The sequence below is a fragment of the Burkholderia sp. CCA53 genome, from assembly GCF_001685525.1.
GTDB classification, from domain to species: Bacteria; Pseudomonadota; Gammaproteobacteria; order Burkholderiales; family Burkholderiaceae; genus Burkholderia; species Burkholderia multivorans.
Window position 1 is genome coordinate 1,479,185 of record NZ_BDDJ01000001.1, and the last position, 18,003, is coordinate 1,497,187.

Below are 18,003 nucleotides of genomic sequence, written 5' to 3' on the forward strand. Positions count from 1 at the left end.
ACGTAGCGGCCAAGCGCCACGCACCGGCCATCCGGGCGTTCCCACAACAGGCGAAACGAGCGGAAATACGGCCTCGGAGGCCGGAAAAGAGAGGCGGAAAGCACCGCGAGTACGCTTCACAAGCCGCGTGCAGCGCCGCGTTTGACTGCCAGCAGACATGCCGAAAACGGCAAAGGCGTGACAGAAATCTCAATTCAGCCCGCCATCATAGCAGGGAATCACAGACAAAACCACCCTTTTGTCGTCCGCGCGTGGGCGAGCGACGAAAGGGCTCACGCCACGGCGCGCTCAACGTCCGACCGCCATCGCGGCACAGCAATCCGACCCCTCGACATAAAAATCGGGCCGAATCTCCTCGATCCCCTCAAGTTTTGTTTTGTGCCGCCGAAATCCTGCTCTGAGGCGGCCAGCAATGAACGAGTGCTTCCGCCGACGCCAAAACGGCTTTCCAAGGCTTTCGGCTTAACAGGAGATTTTTCCATGCTCGGAATCAATAGCAACATCAACTCGCTGGTCGCACAGCAGAACCTGAACGGTTCGCAGAACGCGCTGTCGCAAGCGATCACGCGTCTGTCGTCGGGCAAGCGCATCAACAGCGCAGCGGACGACGCAGCGGGTCTCGCGATCTCGACGCGGATGCAAACGCAGATCAACGGCCTGAATCAGGGCGTGTCGAACGCAAACGATGGCGTGTCGATGATCCAGACCGCATCGAGCGCGCTGTCGTCGCTGACGAACAGCCTGCAGCGTATCCGCCAGCTGGCCGTGCAGGCATCGACGGGCACGATGTCGTCGACCGACCAGGCCGCGCTGCAACAGGAAGTCGCGCAACAGATTCAGGAAGTGAACCGTATCGCGTCGCAAACGACGTACAACGGCACGAACATCCTGAACGGCAACGCCGGCATCGTGTCGTTCCAGGTCGGCGCGAACGTCGGTCAGACGATCTCGCTGGATCTGAGCCAGAGCATGTCGGCAGCACAAATCGGCGGCGGCCTTGTGCAGGCAGGCCAGACGGTCGGCACGGTCACGGGTCTGAGCCTCGACTCGAGCGGCGCATACACGTCGTCGGGTGCGGTCATCACGGCAGTCAACGTGCTGTCCGACGGCAAGGGCGGCTTCACGTTCACCGACCAGAACGGCACGGCGATCACCGGCGCAACGGCAGCGGCGATCTTCGCGACGTCCACCGCCGCAGCATCGAACGGCGCAACGGTCGAGCAAATCTCGATCAGCGCAGGCGCGACGAACGCGAGCATGTCGCAAGCTTCGCTCACGGCGATCTCGAATGCCGTTGCGCAAATCAACGCCGTCAACAAGCCGGCGACCGTGTCGAACCTCGACATCAGCACGGTCAGCGGCGCGAACGTCGCGATGGTCTCGATCGACAACGCACTGCAAACGGTGAACAACCTGCAGGCAGCGCTCGGCGCCGCACAAAACCGCTTCACGGCGATCGCAACCGCGCAGCAGGCCGAGTCGACCGACCTGTCGTCCGCTCAGTCGCAGATCACCGACGCGAACTTCGCGCAGGAAACCGCGAACATGTCGAAGAACCAGGTGCTGCAGCAAGCCGGCATCTCGGTGCTCGCACAGGCGAACTCGCTGCCGCAGCAGGTCCTGAAGCTCCTGCAGTAATCGCGTAGCAACCGACGGCCGGGCCCGCGCAATGCGCGGCCCGGCTGCCTGCATCCGGCGTGCGACCGCACCTGTCGCCGCCGGACCTTCTTCACCGATTTCACGCATTCACCGCCGCACGGAGCACTACGATGTCGACGATCAACTCCGCCGTCACTTCCGCCACCAACTCGGCCAACAGCCTGCTGCAGCAAGCTGCGCAATCGATCATCAGCGGTTCGACCGGCAACTCGTCGATGGACGTGAACTCGCTCGTGACGGCGCTCGTCAATGCGAAGACCGCCGGTCAGGCCGCCGCGCTCACCGCGCAGCAGACCAGCGACAACACCCAGATTTCCGCGTTCGGCGCCCTGTCGGCCGCGCTGAGCGCCTTGCAGGCCGGCCTCACGACACTGTCGAACGGCTCGCTGCAGAACACCTTCACCGCCACCGCAAGCGGCACCGGCCTCACCGCGACCGCTGGCGCCGGCGCCGTTGCGGGCAGCTACTCGGTCGGCGTTACGCAGATCGCGACGTCGCAGTCGCTGTCCTCGGCCGCATTCGGCGCGTCGACCGCGCTCGGCACCGGCACGATGACGCTGTCGCTGGGCAGCCAGTCGTTCACCGTCGACGTCAACGGCGCGAACAACACGCTGTCCGGCATCGCCGCCGCGATCAACAACGCGACCGGCAACCCGGGCATCGTCGCGTCGGTCGTCAACGGCAGCGACGGCGCGCATCTCGTGCTCAGCTCGACGCCGACGGGCGCGGCCAACACGATCAGCGTCTCGCTCAGCAACGTCGCCAACGACAAAGGGCTGTCGAGCCTCGGTGTCACGTCGACGGCCAGCACGACGGGCGGGCAGTCGACGGTCACGTCCGCGAACGGCAGCGCAGCGTGGAAGCAAAGTACCGCCGCGCAGGACGCCGCGTTCACGATCAACGGGATTGCCGGCACGAGCGCGACCAATGCCGTGACGGGCGCAATCACGGGCGTCACGCTGAACCTGACCGCCGCGGCCGTCAGCGCGACGCAGCCGATGACGCTGACCGTCGCGGCCGATACGAAGAGCCAGGCCAACGCGATCAGCAATTTCGCGACGCTCTACAACACGCTCGTCACGACGATGGGCTCGCTGTCGAGCTTCACGTCCGGCGCGTCGTCGCAGGGCCCGCTGCTGGGCGACTCGACGCTGAATACGATCCGCAATGCATTGGCGTCGATCGTCGCCGGCGGCGTCACGAACAACGGCTCGACCGTGAACCTCGCGTCGATCGGCGTCACGCTGCAGGCCGACGGCACGCTGCAGGTCGACAGCACGGCGCTCAATAGCGCGCTGCAGAACAATCCGACGGGCGTCGCATCGCTGTTCAACTCGACGAACGGTATCGGCGAGCAGCTGACGACCAGCATCACGAACTACACGAAGACGAACGGACTGATCGCCGCGCGGACGACCGCGCTCAGCAACGACCTGAAGAGCGTCGCGCAGCAGCAGACGGCGCTGTCGACCTATGCGGCGCAGCTGACGAGCCAGTACCAGGCGCAGTTCACGGCGCTCAATACGCTGATGGCGACGATGAACAACAATTCGCAGTACCTGACGCAGCTGTTCGGCGGCACGAACAGCGCCGGCGCGCTGTCGAGCAACAAGAGCTGAGCGCGATCCGGACCCGGGAGCCACGATGGAACAGACCGAACTGATCGCGCAGCTCGACGCGCTCACCGATGCAATCGAGCACGCGGCCGCGATGGCCGACTGGACCGAGGCGGTACGCCTCGCCGCGGCGCGCGAGCCGCTCGTCCTGTCGCTCTCGGCCGACCAGCCGCCCGCCGGCATCGCCGCGATCCGGCGCATGCAGGCCAGCAACGAGCGCATCTTCGCCGATGCGCAGCGCGCACAGCGGGAACTCGCCGACGAATACCAGGCGGCGATGAGCCGCGTGCAGGCCGCCGGCCAATACCAGAACATCGCCAGCCGCTGACGCGCGCCGGCTGCTGCGCGTGACCGTGCGGCCCACCCGACAACAAGAACAACGCGCTGATGTGAGGGCGCGCTCGTTCGACTCCGCCCGCCTCGCGCGGGCGTTTTTTTGCGCGTCGCACGCCCTGTCGCCGTGCCGTCGTCGGCCGGTCAATTGCCCAAACTGACCGTGCTTTTACCGTCACCTCGCGGCATCGGTGCGGCGGCCCGCTACCCATAATCGTAGGGACCGACTTTCCGCAGATTCGATCATGCCCCCGTCCGCCCCGGCCACGCTCACGCCCGAACAGCAGCTCGCGCAGGATATCGCGCTCGTCATGGAAAACGCGCTCGAGCGCCAGCGCAGCGGCGCGTTTGCCGAAGCGCAGGCGCTGTACGAGGCGATCCTCGATGCGATGCCCGCGCATGCGGACGCCCGCTACAACCTCGCGGTCCTGATGGTCGATACGGGCCGGCCGGCCGACGCGCTGCCGCATTTCGAAGCCGCGCTCGGCGCGAATCCGGCGAACGGTTACTACTGGGTCAGCTACATCCACGCACTCCATCGCAGCGGACAAACGCCGGCCGCCTGGATCGCGGTCGAGATCGCCCAGCAGCGCGGCGTGCGCGGCCCTGCACTCGACGGACTGATCGCCCAGATGGCCATGCCGGACGCGCGGCTCGCGACGGCCGCGGCGGCGATCGCGCCAACGGGCGTCGGCGCGGCGATCGTGGCCGAGACCGTCGCCGAAGCGGCCGCGCCGAACGGCGCCGGCAAGGCGGTTCGCCGCGCGAGTGCGCATCTGCTGCAAAAGCACGCCGCACTGTTCGAGAAGGGCAAGCACGACGAAGCGACTGCACATGCACAGCGGCTCGTCGCGGAATACCCGGACGACGGCGCGTGCTGGCGCGCACTCTCTGCGTCGCTGCACAAGAGCGGCCGCTATGCGGAGATGATCGACGCCGGTCAGCGCACCATCGCGCTGCTGCCCGACGAAGTGCTCGTGCGGATCCTGCTCGCCGACACGCTGCGCGTGATGAACCGCCTCGCGGAAGCCGAGGACGTCTGCCGGCGTCTGCTCGAACTGCGGCCCGATCACGCGGAAGCGCTCCGTATCCACGCTCTCGTGCTGTTCGCGCTGCGTCGCGCAGACGAAGCGATCGCCACATGCCGGCGCGCGGTCGAACTCGCGCCCAACGCTGCGGCACCGAACGGCACGCTCGGCTTCCTGCTGCTCGAACTCGGCGTGACCCAGGAAGCACTCGGCTGGCTTCGGCGTGCAATCGAAATCGATCCGACCGACAGCGTCACGCACAGCAGCATGCTGTTCTGCCTTGCGCACAGCAGCGATCTCGATCCGCAAGCGCTGGTGGCCGAACATCGCAAGTTCGGCCAGCGCTACGAAGATCGCAAACGCAAGCGAGCGGCGGCTTTCTCGAATTCGCGCGAGCCGGCACGCCGGCTTCGGGTCGGCTTCGTATCGGGCGACCTGTTCAACCATGCGGTGGCGTCCTACGCGGTTCCCGTGATCGAACATCTCGCCGCCGACACCGGCATCGCGATGCACTTCTATCACAACCATGTCGAAGAAGATCAGACGTCCGAACGCTTCAAGGCCTGTGCGGCAGGCTGGCGCAACGTCGCCGGCATGAGCGATCACGCGTTCCTCGAGCGCGTTCGCAGCGACCGTATCGACATCATGATCGATCTGTCGGGCCACACCGGGCGCAACCGGCTCGTCGCGCTCGCACAACGTGCGGCGCCGGTGCAGGCGTCCTGGATCGGCTATCCGGCGACGACCGGCCTCGCGTCGATCGACTACTACCTGACCGATCGGTTCGTCGCGCCGCATGGCTTATTCGACGATCAGTTCGTCGAGCAGATCGTGCGGCTGCCCGCGATCGCACCGTTCATGCCGCCGCCGCACTGCCCGCCCGTCAACGCGTTGCCGGCTCTGCACAACGGCTATACGACGTACGGCAGCTTCAACCGCCTGAACAAGCTGAGCCCGCAAGTCATCGCCGTCTGGGCGCGCGTGCTGCACGCAGACCCGACGGCACGCATGGCGCTCGGCGCGATCGGCAATGCCGGCGATCAGCGCACGCTGACCGAATGGTTCGCCGCGGCCGGCATCGACGCGAGCCGTCTGACGTTCCATCCGCGCTCGAACATCCCCGTCTACATGCAGCAGCATCACGGCGTGGACCTTTGCCTCGATGCCTTTCCGTACACCGGTTCGACGACCACGCTGAATGCGCTGTGGATGGGCGTTCCCACCGTGACGATCCCCGGCTCGACGGTGGCCGGGCGCGGTAGCGCCGGTTGGCTGCAGCATGTCCGGCTCGACGAATATATCGCGAAGGACGAGGACGACTTCGTCGCGAAGGCCGTCGCGCTCGGCCGCGACACCGCCGCGCTGCACGTGCTGCGCACGGGTCTTCGCGCGCGCTGCGCGCAGTCGGCTGCGTTCCGGCCGGCCGTCGTCGCGGCGGGTCTGTCGTCGGCGCTGCGCACGATGTGGCGGCGCTGGTGCGCAGGCGAACCCGCCACAGCATTCGATACGCCGTTGTTCGACGATGCGGCCGCCGTGCCCGATGCGGTCGACGCCTGATCGCCGCGCCATTCGAGAGAGACCGCCATGACCGCCAGCCTGCCCGCCTCGTCCGTCGCGCAATTGCCGAACGAACGCATCTACGTCACGCAACCGCACTTGCCGCCGCTCGAAGACTTCCTGCCGTACCTCGAGAAGATCTGGGAAAGCAGGACGCTCACCAACGGCGGCCCGTTCCACCAGCAGTTCGAGCGCGCGCTCTGCGAGTATCTCGGCGTTCCGTATCTGTCGCTGTTCGCCAACGGCACGCTCGCGCTCGTGACCGCGCTGCAGGCCCTGCGCATCAACGGCGAGGTCATCACGACGCCTTATTCGTTCGTCGCGACCGCGCATTCGCTGCTGTGGAACGGCATCAAGCCGGTATTCGTCGACGTGACGCCCGGCACGCTCAATCTCGACCCGGCGCGCATCGAGGCGGCCATCACGCCGCAAACCACCGCGATCATGCCCGTGCATTGCTACGGCAATCCGTGCGACGTCGACGCAATTCAGAAGATCGCCGACAACTACAACCTGCGCGTGATTTACGACGCCGCGCATGCGTTCGGCGTACGCACCGACACCGGCAGCGTGCTGACCCACGGCGATTTGTCGGTGCTGAGCTTCCATGCGACGAAGGTGTTCAACACGTTCGAAGGCGGCGCGATCATCTGCCCCGACGCGAAGACCAAGCAGCGGATCGACCATCTGAAGAATTTCGGGTTCGTCGACGAAGTCACGGTCGTCGCGCCCGGCATCAACGGGAAAATGAGCGAGATCAACGCCGCGTTCGGGATGCTGCAGCTGCAGCACATCGACGCCGCGCTTGCGCGCCGCCGCGAGATCGACACGCTGTACCGCACGCTGCTGAGCGACGTGCGCGGGATTCGCTGCCTGCCGCGCGGCGACCATGCGGTCGCGAACTACGCGTATTTCGCGATCCTCGTCGACGAAGCATATCCGCTCGACCGCGATGCGCTCTATCGCAAGCTGCGCGACTACGACGTCTACGCGCGCCGCTACTTCCATCCGTTGATTTCGGAGTTTCCGATGTATCGCGGCTTGCCGTCCGCGAACCGCGACAACCTGCCCGTCGCGTCCGAGGCGTCGCGCAAGGTGCTATGCCTGCCGATCTATCCGGCGCTGACCGATGCGATGGTCCACCGCATCGTCGATCTGATCGCCGGCTGAGCCCGCGACATTCATAGATAGCGCTCGCCCGCCGCAAGTTCGCGAATCCGGCGCGCCGGATTGCCGTATGCGACCGTGTACGGGTCGACGTCGTGCAACACCACGGCGCCCGCGCCGACGACTGCGTGCTCCCCCACCGTGATCCGGTGCCGCAGCATCGCGCCGAGACCGATCGCCGCGCCGCGTCCGATCCGGCAGTTGCCGCCCGTCACGACGCCGGGCGCGAGGCTCGAGAAATCCACCATGACACCGTCGTGATCGAGCGACGCATTCGTGTTGACGATGCAGGCTGCGCCGATCGTGCAGCATGGATTGATCACGGCACCCGCCATCACGACCGTGCCCGCGCCGATCGTCGACGCCTTGCCGATTCGCGCGGCCGGATGAACGGCCGTTACGTGCGGCAGGTCCGGCACGATCGACGCGACCGTCGCGGTCACTTGCTCGCGCGCATGGTTGTCGCCGATGGCGACCAGCACGCCCGTGATCCGATGCGCGTCGACCAATTGCGGCAGGTCGCGCTCGGCGCCGAGGACCGGATAACCGAGCGTCTGCTCGCCGCGCGATCGGAACGAATCGATCAAGCCGGCAATCCGGTAGCGGCCCGCCTGCTCGACGATGTCGATCACGACTTTGGCGTGCCCCGACGAACCCACGATCACGATGTTGTCCACGCGTGCCTCGATTGAACGGAAAAACAAAAATGCGATGCGTGCCGCCGCACGGTCTCGCACGGTGTGCCCAAGCGGCACGCCACGTGCAATGCGTCGTCAGTCGACACGGGCCGGCTCGTTCGCGGCCGTACGGCGGTTCGCGAAATACGCCGCAAACGCCTCCCGCAAGCGCTCGGCCACCCTGATCCAGCTTTCCTCGCGCCCGCGCCGAAACAAACGCATCGTGCCCGGATACCACGGCGAATCGTCGCGCTCGTGCAGCCAACGCCAGTCGACGTCCTGATTCGGCAACAGCACCCAGCATGGTTTGCCGAGCGACGCCGCCAGATGCGCGATCGACGTGTCGACGCAGACCACGAGATCGAGTTGCGCGACGATCGCCGCCGTATCGGCGAAATCGCCGATCTCCGAACCGAGATGCAGCAGCGGCAGGCCGCCCGGCGGCATGCGCGCCTCGTCTTCGCCCTGCCCCTTCTGCAGGCTCACGAATTGCACGCCCGGCACGCTCCACAATGGCGTCAGCAACGCGAGCGACGGCAGCGAACGATGCGCGTCGTTGTGATGCTTCGGGTTGCCTTTCCAGACGAGACCGACACGCGGACCGGCAGGCAGCGCGTCCAGCCGCACCCGCCACCGCGCGACGCGCTCGGGATCGGGCACGAGCCGCACCGGCGGCGGGATCGTGTCGAGCGTCGTCCCCGCATACAGCGGCGCGCTGAGCGGGCTCGTCCAGTAATCGAATTCGGCCGAACGCGCGATGGCCGCGTCGTGATCGAGCACCGCGTCGATGCCGTCGACCGTTTCCATGAGCCGATGCAGCGCCGGCTGACACGCGAATACCACACGCGCCGCGCCCCGCGCACGAAACTCGCTGAAATAGCGGCTGAACTGCAGCATGTCGCCGAGGCCATCCTCCTGCCACACGAGCAGCGTGCGGCCCGCGAGCGGCTCGCCCTGCCACTGCGCGCATCGCAGTATCTCGCGCGTGCGCCGATGGACGAACGTCGACTGCGCGTAGCGCGATTCATAGCGCCGCCAGCCTTCGTCGAACCGACCGAGGCCGAGCAGCAGCGTCGCGAGACCGAACTGCGCGTCCGCATAGTCGCCGCGCAGTTCGAGCGCGCGGCGGTATGCGCGCTCCGCATCCGCAAAGCGACCGGCATGCGCGAACGTCGCGCCGAGGTTGTAGTGCACTTCGGCCATCTGCGGCGCAAGGGCGAGCGCGTCGGCGAAGACCGCCATCGCTTCGTCGTGGCGTCCCTGCGCGCGCAGCACGCAGCCGAGATTGTTGTGCGCCTGTGCCAGGCCGGGGCGGCAGCGAATCGCATCGCGATACGCTGCTTCCGCTTCGGCGAGACGATCGAGATTCTGCAGCGCGACGCCGAGGTTGTAATGCGCCTCCGGATGATCGGGGCACAGGGCGAGCGCTTGCCGGCTCGCGGCTTCCGCTTCGGGCAGGCGCTGCATGTCGACGAGGATCGCGCCGAGATTCGCATGGGCGAGCGCGTGATCCGAACGCACGGCGATCGCGAGCCGATACGCGAGTTCGGCCTCGGCCTGCCGTCCGACGACACGCAGCACGTTGCCGAGATCGTTCAGCACTTCCGCCGACTGCGGCTCGAGCAGCAGTGCCTGCCCGAACGCCTGTTCGGCCTCGCTGAAGCGGCCGAGCATTTCGAGCAGCTTGCCGAGCCGATGATGATGCGACGCGCGCAGCGGCTGGACCGACTCGAGTTGGCGACGCAGCGCGGCTTCCGCGTCGGCGTATCGCTGCTGCGATACGAGCAATGCGCAGAGGCCGTCGTAAGGGGGCTCGAATGCCGGCATCGTGTCGATTGCGCGCCGCCACCAGTGTTCCGCGTCCGCGTGCCGATTCATGCCGAGCGCGCAGACGGCTGCGACATGCAGCGCCGTGGCATCGGGCGCGGGCCTGTCGAGCAACGGCGCGACCAGCGACAGCGCGGCAGCGAACTGCCCGCTCTGGCATAGGGTCGCGGCTTCTTGAACGGGCGCGGAATCGTCGGAAACGGGCGTCATAATCGGAGGCGAGGCAAAGGGCCGTGCGCGCGACGATTTCGTTTCAGCGTGAACGGCTTCGGATGACAGATTACCGAAGGGGATGTACGCGCGATGCGAGGAGATGAGCCCGTTCCGCGTGGCTGTTCGGCGGATGGGGTGTGGTGGCGGGTTGGCGGGTTGGCGGGTTGGCGGCTTAGCGGCTTAGCGGCTTAGCGGCTTAGCGGGTGGCAGGGTGGCCGGTTGGCGGTGGCAAGCGGCCACCGCCATCGACGGTTCATCTGACGCCGCCACCGCCCACACCAACGACTCAACTGTTCGACGAACACCCGCCGCAACTCGCCGCGCAGGAACTGGAACTGCACGAACTCGACGACGAGCAGCTCGGCCCGAAATCGCTCGCGTGGCTGCTGGGCGACGACCCGCTCGTTCCGTCCGCGCGCATCGCGGCCGTCATCAGCGGCGGCGGCTCCATCAACGCGCTCGCATGCATGCCCCACGCGGTGCCGACCAGCGCGCCCGCGCCGAACAGCGCGGTGGCCCACAGCAAATCGTCCGGCGTACTGGGTTCGTCGTGGCGATCGTTGCGGTGCGCGTCAAGCGTTGCCCGGCCGCCCACCGACAGGCCGCCGCGCCCGAAGCCCGTCAGGCGCTCGGCGATGATGCCGTAGGCGATCGCGAATGCGGCCATGCTGATGCCGAGCAGCAGCACGGGCCGCCCGCGACTGAGCCCGACCGCGAGCTTTGCGACGCCCGTGCCCAGCACGATCAGTACGATCGCGCGCGCGGCCAGCCGCGCCGCACGCATCTCGCCCGGCGCCCACAGCCATTCACGCCGGCGCACGGCATCCGCGTATTGGGCCGCGCGGCGCGCGAGGACCTGGCGGAACGCGCCGAAGCTCACTTCGCCGTCCGGTTGAGCGGCCAGCCATTCGCACTCGTCCGCGTAGGCGCCGGCGCGCGCCGGATCGACGAGCGTCACGCGCGTGCCCAGCCGGCCGGCCCGCCTCAGATCGATCGCGCCCGCCTGGATCAGCGACAGCGTCATCACCTGCACGACGCGCGTCTCTTCGCCGGCGATATAGGCGACCTGCTCGGCGCTCAGGTCCGGCACCGCTTCGCGCGTGAATACACGTCGGCGCCGGCAGCGGTATTCGACCTGCTGCAGGCCGACGATCAGCAGCAGCGCAACGATGCAGGCCGGGATATAGAACGTGAGGAACTGCGGCCCCGTGTAGTTCAGCAGGTTGAGGTCGTGCGCCGACGCACAAGTCGCCGCGACACTTGCGGCGGCCGCCGGCCACGCCAGCTTGGGCAGACGATTGCGCCAGTTGCGCCGCGCCGCGGATGCCGCAGCCCCGCGCTCGCCCGGCTCGCGTGCGGCCGAGCCGCCGTCGGCACGCGACGATGCGGTGTCAGCGCGCGCACGCGCCGGACGAGGCCAGATCGATTCGGGCGGCTCGCAGCCGAACAGCCGACGATAGCTGTCGAGCGTATCGCGATAGCGCTGCTCGTACATGCGTGCCTCGTCCGGCGCGCCGGTACCGGGCATGTGATGCAGCGGCGCCTGCAATACGTCGGCACAGAACACGTCCCAGTATTCGCGCGTGTATTGCAGATGGAGATGCCATGCGGCGTCGACCGCGACCGACGGCGTAACCGGATGCCCGGCCGCCTGCGCAAGGAATGCGAAACGCTTGTATTCCTCGATCACAGCCAGTGCGCGATCGTGCGACCAGCCTTCGGCGTCGGCGAGCCGCCGGCTGTATGGCAGCGGCGCATGGGGGTCGTCGGGAGAATAGGCGTTCAGGCGCGCGAGCAGCGCCTGCTGCCAGTCGGCCGGCATGTCGCCGGCGATCGGGGAAGACGGGGTGGTAGCCATCGGCATGGGCGCGATGCGCAGACGGCCGCCGCGATCGTCGCTCGAGTTGTCGTTGCGGGCGATTCTCGCATAACGCGCTTACGCGACGGCGAGGCGGCGTGAGGTGCTCGCGCCTTCACGCATGACTGCGCTGAGACCGGCGATGTATGTCAGTGCGATCGAAACAACGACGAAGCGGAAAGCTACAGAGAGGAACGCCTGAACAGGCAATTTGGCGCGCCCGGCTGGGATCGAACCAGCAACCCCTGCCTTCGGAGGGCAGTACTCTATCCATTGAGCTACGGGCGCCTGAGACAGTGAAACGACCCCAATAAACAAGATCGCCCACGATTTGGCAAGACGGCAAGGATACCCTGTTTCCGATGACGCGTCCACCTTGCGCGCCGGCCCCCGCCGCCACCCGCATCCCGTGCGGGTAAACACGCGCCATCGCGCCGCTCGCCGTGATGTAAACGTTCCGTCTATAATCGTCCGTGCTTCATTGGACAGCCATTTTGCCGTTGCACCGCGCTCACAATTCCTATTCACGGAGACGAGGCAAGCATGAGCGAAGCACCCCACGAATCTCCCGTCAAAACCCCCGGGCAGCTGATTGCCCTCATCATCGCGTCGTTCGCGATTCCGATTGCCCTCATCGTTCTGTTTGCCACCTATGCGAACCACGCGTTCCGCGCGGGCGCCGGCACGGACGCGCTGTCCGACGACCAGGTCGCGCGACGCATCGCGCCGATCGCGCAGGTCGACGTGAAGGATGCCAACGCACCGCGCACTTACAAGACGGGTGAGGAGGTGTACAAGGCGGTCTGCGTCACGTGCCACGGCACGGGCGCCGCGGGCGCGCCGAAGTTCGGCAGCAAGGACGACTGGGCGCCGCGCATCGCGCAAGGCTTCGACACGCTGCTGAAGACGGCGCTCGCCGGCAAGGGCGCGATGCCGCCGCGCGGCGGCACGAACCCGGACGACGTCAGCGACTACGAGATCGCGCGCGCGATCGTCTACATGGCGAACAACGACGGCGCGAACTTCCCCGAACCGGCCGCACCGGCCGCCAACGCCGCGCAGCCCGCCAGCGGCGCGGCAGGCGCATCGGGCGCCGCCGACGCGGCCAGCGCGCAGATCGCCGCCGCGCAGGCCGCGATCGCCGCGATTCCGAAGGCCGGCGAAAAACCGGCAGCCGCGCCGACGAGCGCCGACGCCGCCTCGGCCGGCAAGGCGCTGTACACGCAGGTCTGCCAGGCCTGCCACGCAGCCGGCGTGCTCGGCGCGCCGAAGTTCGGCAGCAAGGAAGACTGGGCGCCGCGCCTGAAGGACTCGATGGACACCGTCTACAACTACGCGCTGCACGGCAAGGGCGCGATGCCGCCGAAAGGCGGGTCGAACGCGTCGGATGCCGACGTGAAGGCGGCCGTCGACTACATGGTCAACGCAGCGAAATAACGCACGCCGCGCCATAAAAAACCCGCGACGCGTTGCGCGTCGCGGGTTTTTGTTTGTCCGCGCAATCGCCGCACCGGCGCTGCGGCATCACTTCTGCAGCAGCGCCTTCAGGCTCGCGAGGCGGTCCTTGGGCGTCATCGGCGCTTCCTCGGGCGTCGGCGGCGGCGCATCGTCGAGGCCCATCTCCGGAATGAACCGCGACGGCTCGCACACGACGGTCTCGCGCGCCCGCTTGCGCTTCTTGCACCAGTTGAGATGCAGGCTGCGCTGCGCGCGCGTGATCGCGACGTACATCAGCCGGCGCTCCTCCTCGATCCGCTCGTCGTCAATCGGGCCGTCGTCCTCGCTGCCGCCGCGGTGCGGCATGATGCCCTCCTCGACGCCGACGAGGAACACGTGCGGATACTCGAGCCCCTTCGACGCATGGACGGTCGACAGCCGCACGGCGTCCGGGTCCTCTTCCTTGCCTTCGAGCATCGACATCAGCGCGACGGTCTGGATCAGCCCGAGCAGGTTCTTGCCGGTATCGGCGAGCCCGTCCGCGTTGTGGAAACCGTCGGCCTCGCCGTCGACGGCTTCCGTCTCGGGCTTCGTGCCCTTGCGCTTCAGCCATTCGAGGAACTCGAGCACGTTCTGCCACTTCGACTGCGCCTGCCGCTCGTCGAACGCGTCGTACAGATACGCCTCGTAGTGGATCGCTTCCATCATGTCGTCCAGCACGACGGACGCGGGCTCCTTGTCCGCGCGCTCGGTCAGCCGCTGGATGAAGTCGCAGAACATCCGCAGCGGCTCGATCTGCCGCGCCGACAGCCGCGCCTCGATCCCGCCCATATAAACGGCCTCGAACAGCGATACCTTCGCCTGCCCGGCAAATGCGCCGAGCGCCTCGAGCGTCGTGTTGCCGATCCCGCGGCGCGGCGTCGTGACGGCGCGAATGAAGGCGGGATCGTCGTCGGCGTTCGCGATCAGGCGCAGATACGCGCACAGATCCTTGATCTCGGCCTTGTCGAAGAACGACTGGCCGCCGGACAGCACGTACGGAATCCGCTCGCGCCGCAGCACCTGTTCGAAGATTCGCGCCTGGAAGTTGCCGCGATAGAGGATCGCGTAGTCGCGGAACTGCGCGCGCCGCTCGAACTTGTGCGCGGACAGCCGGAACACGACCGATTCGGCCTCGTGCTCCTCGTCGTTGCACGCGGTGACGGTGATCGCGTCGCCCATCCCGTGCTCGGACCACAGCTTCTTCTCGAACAGCTTCGGATTGTTCGCGATGACGTTGTTCGCGGCAGTCAGGATCCGCACCGTCGACCGGTAGTTCTGCTCGAGCTTGATCACGTGCAGCTTCGGAAAATCCTTGCCGAGCTGCGCCAGGTTCTCGAGCGTCGCGCCGCGCCAGCCGTAGATCGCCTGGTCGTCGTCGCCGACCGCCGTGAACGCGGCGCGCGGGCCCGCGAGCAGCTTCAGCAGCTGGTACTGGCACGCGTTCGTGTCCTGGTATTCGTCGATCAGCAGGTAGCGCAGCTTGTTCTGCCAACGGTCGCGCACCTGCTCGTTCTTCGCGAACAGTTCGGTGGGCAGCCGGATCAGGTCATCGAAGTCGACGGCCTGGTACGCGTGCAGCGTCGCGACGTAGTTGCGGTACACGAGCGCGGCCTGGTGCTCGTCCTCGTTCGCGGCGATCGTCATCGCCTCCTCGGGCGTGACGAGGCCGTTCTTCCACAGCGAAATGATGTTCTGGATCTTGCGGATCAGGCCCTTGTCGGTCGTGCCGATCTGCTCCTGGATCATCCCGAAGCAGTCGTCCGAATCCATGATCGAAAACTGCGGCTTCAGGCCGACGTGCTCGGCCTCCTGGCGCAGGATCTGCACGCCGAGCGAGTGGAACGTGCAGACGGTCAGCTGGTTCACGGGCACCTTGCGCCCTTCCTTGCCGGGCGTCGTGAGCGTCTTGCCTTCGAGCAGCTTCGACACGCGCTCGCGCATTTCGGCGGCCGCCTTGTTCGTGAACGTGACGGCCGCGATGTGGCGCGGCTCGAAGCCCTTCGCTTCGATCAGGTGCGCGATCTTCTGCGTGATCACGCGGGTCTTGCCGCTGCCCGCGCCGGCGAGCACGAGGCAGGGACCGTCGAGGTAGCGCACCGCTTCGTTCTGAGCGGGGTTCAGGCCTGCGGACATGATGTCGGATGATGTTGCGGTTGACGGCGATAGGCCGGGAGGATGCCGCGCGCGCCGGAGGCTGCGAAGCACGCGCATGCGCGGACAGGACGCGCATGTTAACACGTCGGCGGCGCGCGTTTCGCGAAGCCCGCCGCCGAGCGCCGGCACGCCGCGCACGCGATCGCGCGGTTGGCGCAGCGCCGGCGCGCACCGCGCTCGCACCTCGGCCGAACGGCCGATCGCGCCCCACCGCGGCGTCATGCCAAAATAGCCAGTCGTCATCGCGCCGCCCCGGCGCGCGATCCTTCCGTTTCATTCGTCGCCAGGAATTGCCATGTCGTCATTGCTCAGGATTGGTCTGATGGGTTTCGGTTTCGCGGGCGCCACGTTTCACGCGCCGGTGATCGCCGCGAGCGGCCGCACGGAAGTCGCCGCGATCGCGACGGGTCAGCCCGATCGCGCGCGCGCCGCGTATCCGGGCGCGCGCATCGTCGCCGATCTCGACGCGCTGCTCGCACTCGACGACATCGATTGCGTGGTGATCGCCACGCCGAACGACACGCACTTCGCGCTCGCGCGCCGCGTACTCGAGGCGGGCCGCCACGTCGTCGTCGACAAGCCGGTCACGCTGACCGCCGACGAAGCGCTCGCGCTCGCCCGGCTCGCGAATGCGCGCAGCCGCCTGTTCGCGCCGTTCCACAACCGCCGCTGGGACGGCGATTTCCTCACGGTGCGGCGACTCGTCGAATCGGGCGAGCTCGGCCGCCTCACCTATTTCGCATCGCACTTCGACCGCTTCCGGCCCACGCCGCGCACGCGCTGGCGCGAGGAACCGGCCCGCGGCGGCGGCCTGCTGCTCGACCTCGGCCCGCACCTGATCGATCAGGCGCTCGCGCTGTTCGGGCTGCCCGAGACGGTGAGCGCGACCGTCAAGACGCGCCGCGACAACGGCACCGCGCCGGATTTCGTGCATCTGCTGCTCGGCTATCCGGACAAGGATGTCGCGCTGCACGCGAGCGCGCTGTCGGCGATCGAGCCGGCGCGCTTCACGCTGCACGGCACGCGCGGCAGCTATCAGAAATACGGCCTCGACACGCAGGAAGACCAGCTGAAGGCCGGCCTTACGCCCGACGACGTCGAATTCGGCGGCGGCAACCGCCCGGGCGTGCTGCGCGTACTCGAGGGCGAGATCGAAGTGGAGCGGCCGGTGCCGACGCTCGACGGCCAGTACGCCGAGTTCTATCGCGCGCTCGCCGCGGCGGTGCAAGACGCTGCGCCGTTCCCGGTCACGCCGCAGGACGCGGTCGATGTGATGACGATCATCGAGCTCGCCGCACAGAGCGAGCACGACGGCCGACGGCTGCCGTTCGTGCGGCGCACGATCTGACGGAGCGCGGCGCGGCAGCGCGGCTCGAGCGTCGCTGCTCGCACGCTTGCGGCGGCCGCTTTCCCGCGGCCGCCTGCGCGCTGCCGCGCGAGCGCGAGCCGCTATCGGCGGCCGTCCCGCTCGCGCCGCCCCGCCGCCCCGGCCCAACATTCCGTTACAACTGGCGCGGGAACGAAAGTCAGCGGTGCGCCGGTCTGACGCGTTTCCCAAAAAGCCGATCCGACACCCTATCCTCAGGAGAATTCGATGCAACGGTTGGTTCGCGCAGCGCTCTGCTGCGTCCTGATTTCCTCGCTCGCTGCGTGCGTCGTCGAGCGGCCGCGGCCCGTGCGTCCGGCGCCCGCCCCTGCAGCCCCGGCACCGCGCCCGAATCCGCAGGCGGCGGCCAACGAGCGGATGCAGCAGGTGCTCGGCCGCATCGACATCCTTCACCGCCGCATCGAGACGCGCGTGAACGGCGGCGCGTATCCGCCGCCGTACGGCGCCCAGCTGCACCATCGTCTCGACGTCATCCGGCAGGAATCGAGCGACATGGCCGGCCAGCACGGCGGCGGGCTGTCGGCCGACGAACAGCGCGTGCTGAATCAGGAACTGGACACGGTCGCGCGCGCGATCGGCGAGTGATCCGGCACCCGTCGCGGCTGGGAAACGGGGCGGTGTCGGGCACCGCCGCTTGTCGCGAAGCGACATTCTTTTGCTCAAATTGACAAGGCTCGACCGCTCGCGTACAGTCGCCCGCACGCGTCGGGAGAGCGCGTGACCGCAGCGTTTCAGCACCGGTCGCGCCGCCGAAGGGGCACACCCGCAAACTCTCAGGCAAAAGGACCGACCGCGTCGGGGAATCCCGTCCGCGCCTCGCGCGGGCCGCACCACTCCCCGCACTCTGGAGAGCGGCAGTAGCCGGCTGCGCATGCAGCGCCGGCAGGCTGCCCACCGAAGGGGCGCGCGTTCGCCGGGGCAATCCCGCAGCGCAATCTCTCAGGTATCGAGGACAGAGGGGCATGTACAGGATCGCTCGCCGGCCCATCGCCGCAGCGGTCGGCACATGGCCGTTCTGATCCGCGCGCAAGCGCCTTGCCTGAGGCCT

General features: G+C 67.6%; 12 protein-coding genes, 1 tRNA gene and 2 riboswitches. Of the genes, 8 read left to right on the top strand and 5 right to left on the bottom strand.

Translation table 11 applies throughout. From position 1 onward, the window contains the following. Nucleotides 1–480 precede the first annotated feature (480 nt). From BCR55_RS06955 to vioA, 5 genes are all read left to right on the top strand, one after another. Nucleotides 481–1,638, top strand: a complete 1,158-nt coding sequence (locus BCR55_RS06955) for a flagellin (protein ID WP_006408301.1) — start codon at nucleotides 481–483, stop codon at nucleotides 1,636–1,638. 131 nt (nucleotides 1,639–1,769) lie between these two features. Next, entirely contained in the window at nucleotides 1,770–3,278 is a 1,509-nt protein-coding gene (gene fliD / locus BCR55_RS06960; RefSeq protein ID WP_006408300.1) for a flagellar filament capping protein FliD, read from the top strand. 25 nt (nucleotides 3,279–3,303) lie between these two features. Next, a complete protein-coding gene (locus BCR55_RS06965; protein WP_006408299.1) occupies nucleotides 3,304–3,603 on the top strand; it encodes a flagellar protein FliT in 300 nt (99 codons plus the stop codon). Nucleotides 3,604–3,853: 250 nt separating this feature from the next. Beyond that, nucleotides 3,854–6,193, top strand: coding sequence for a tetratricopeptide repeat protein (locus BCR55_RS06970; protein ID WP_065494370.1), 2,340 nt, complete (start codon nucleotides 3,854–3,856; stop codon nucleotides 6,191–6,193). Between the two features lie 27 nt (nucleotides 6,194–6,220). Continuing rightward, nucleotides 6,221–7,363 (top strand): dTDP-4-amino-4,6-dideoxy-D-glucose aminotransferase VioA, encoded by a 1,143-nt coding sequence (gene vioA, locus BCR55_RS06975; protein ID WP_006411258.1) that lies wholly within the window; start codon nucleotides 6,221–6,223, stop codon nucleotides 7,361–7,363. Between the two features lie 11 nt (nucleotides 7,364–7,374). On the opposite strand, the gene BCR55_RS06980 is transcribed toward vioA, so the two are convergent. The 4 genes from BCR55_RS06980 to BCR55_RS06995 all read right to left on the bottom strand — a co-directional run bounded on the left by BCR55_RS06980 (nucleotide 7,375) and on the right by BCR55_RS06995 (nucleotide 12,223). Continuing rightward, a complete protein-coding gene (locus BCR55_RS06980; protein ID WP_065494371.1) occupies nucleotides 7,375–8,037 on the bottom strand; it encodes an acetyltransferase in 663 nt (220 codons plus the stop codon). Nucleotides 8,038–8,133: 96 nt separating this feature from the next. Continuing rightward, entirely contained in the window at nucleotides 8,134–10,074 is a 1,941-nt protein-coding gene (locus BCR55_RS06985) for a tetratricopeptide repeat protein (RefSeq protein WP_244104646.1), read from the bottom strand. A gap of 289 nt (nucleotides 10,075–10,363) precedes the next feature. Further along, nucleotides 10,364–11,935: a TIGR04222 domain-containing membrane protein gene (locus BCR55_RS06990; protein WP_371492603.1), complete on the bottom strand. Its 1,572-nt coding sequence runs from the start codon at nucleotides 11,933–11,935 to the stop codon at nucleotides 10,364–10,366. A 212-nt stretch (nucleotides 11,936–12,147) separates the two neighbouring features. Then, nucleotides 12,148–12,223: transfer RNA gene (locus tag BCR55_RS06995), tRNA-Arg, on the bottom strand. A gap of 255 nt (nucleotides 12,224–12,478) precedes the next feature. On the opposite strand from BCR55_RS06995, the gene BCR55_RS07000 reads away from it, so the two are divergent. Next, on the top strand, nucleotides 12,479–13,372 hold the full coding sequence (locus tag BCR55_RS07000) for a cytochrome c5 family protein (protein ID WP_006408293.1): 894 nt from the start codon (nucleotides 12,479–12,481) through the stop codon (nucleotides 13,370–13,372). A gap of 87 nt (nucleotides 13,373–13,459) precedes the next feature. On the opposite strand, the gene BCR55_RS07005 is transcribed toward BCR55_RS07000, so the two are convergent. After that, nucleotides 13,460–15,547 carry a UvrD-helicase domain-containing protein gene (locus BCR55_RS07005; protein ID WP_012467743.1) on the bottom strand — a complete coding sequence of 696 codons (2,088 nt, stop codon included), beginning with the start codon at nucleotides 15,545–15,547 and terminating at the stop codon, nucleotides 13,460–13,462. A 316-nt stretch (nucleotides 15,548–15,863) separates the two neighbouring features. Between BCR55_RS07005 and BCR55_RS07010 the strand changes: the two genes are divergently transcribed. Next, complete coding sequence (locus BCR55_RS07010; protein ID WP_006401418.1) at nucleotides 15,864–16,916, top strand: oxidoreductase; 1,053 nt, start codon at nucleotides 15,864–15,866, stop codon at nucleotides 16,914–16,916. Between the two features lie 246 nt (nucleotides 16,917–17,162). Continuing rightward, nucleotides 17,163–17,540, top strand: coding sequence for a hypothetical protein (locus BCR55_RS07015; protein WP_065494374.1), 378 nt, complete (start codon nucleotides 17,163–17,165; stop codon nucleotides 17,538–17,540). Between the two features lie 111 nt (nucleotides 17,541–17,651). Then, nucleotides 17,652–17,755, top strand: a riboswitch (glycine riboswitch). A gap of 34 nt (nucleotides 17,756–17,789) precedes the next feature. Next, nucleotides 17,790–17,921: riboswitch (glycine riboswitch) on the top strand. The last annotated feature ends 82 nt before the right edge of the window (nucleotides 17,922–18,003 follow it).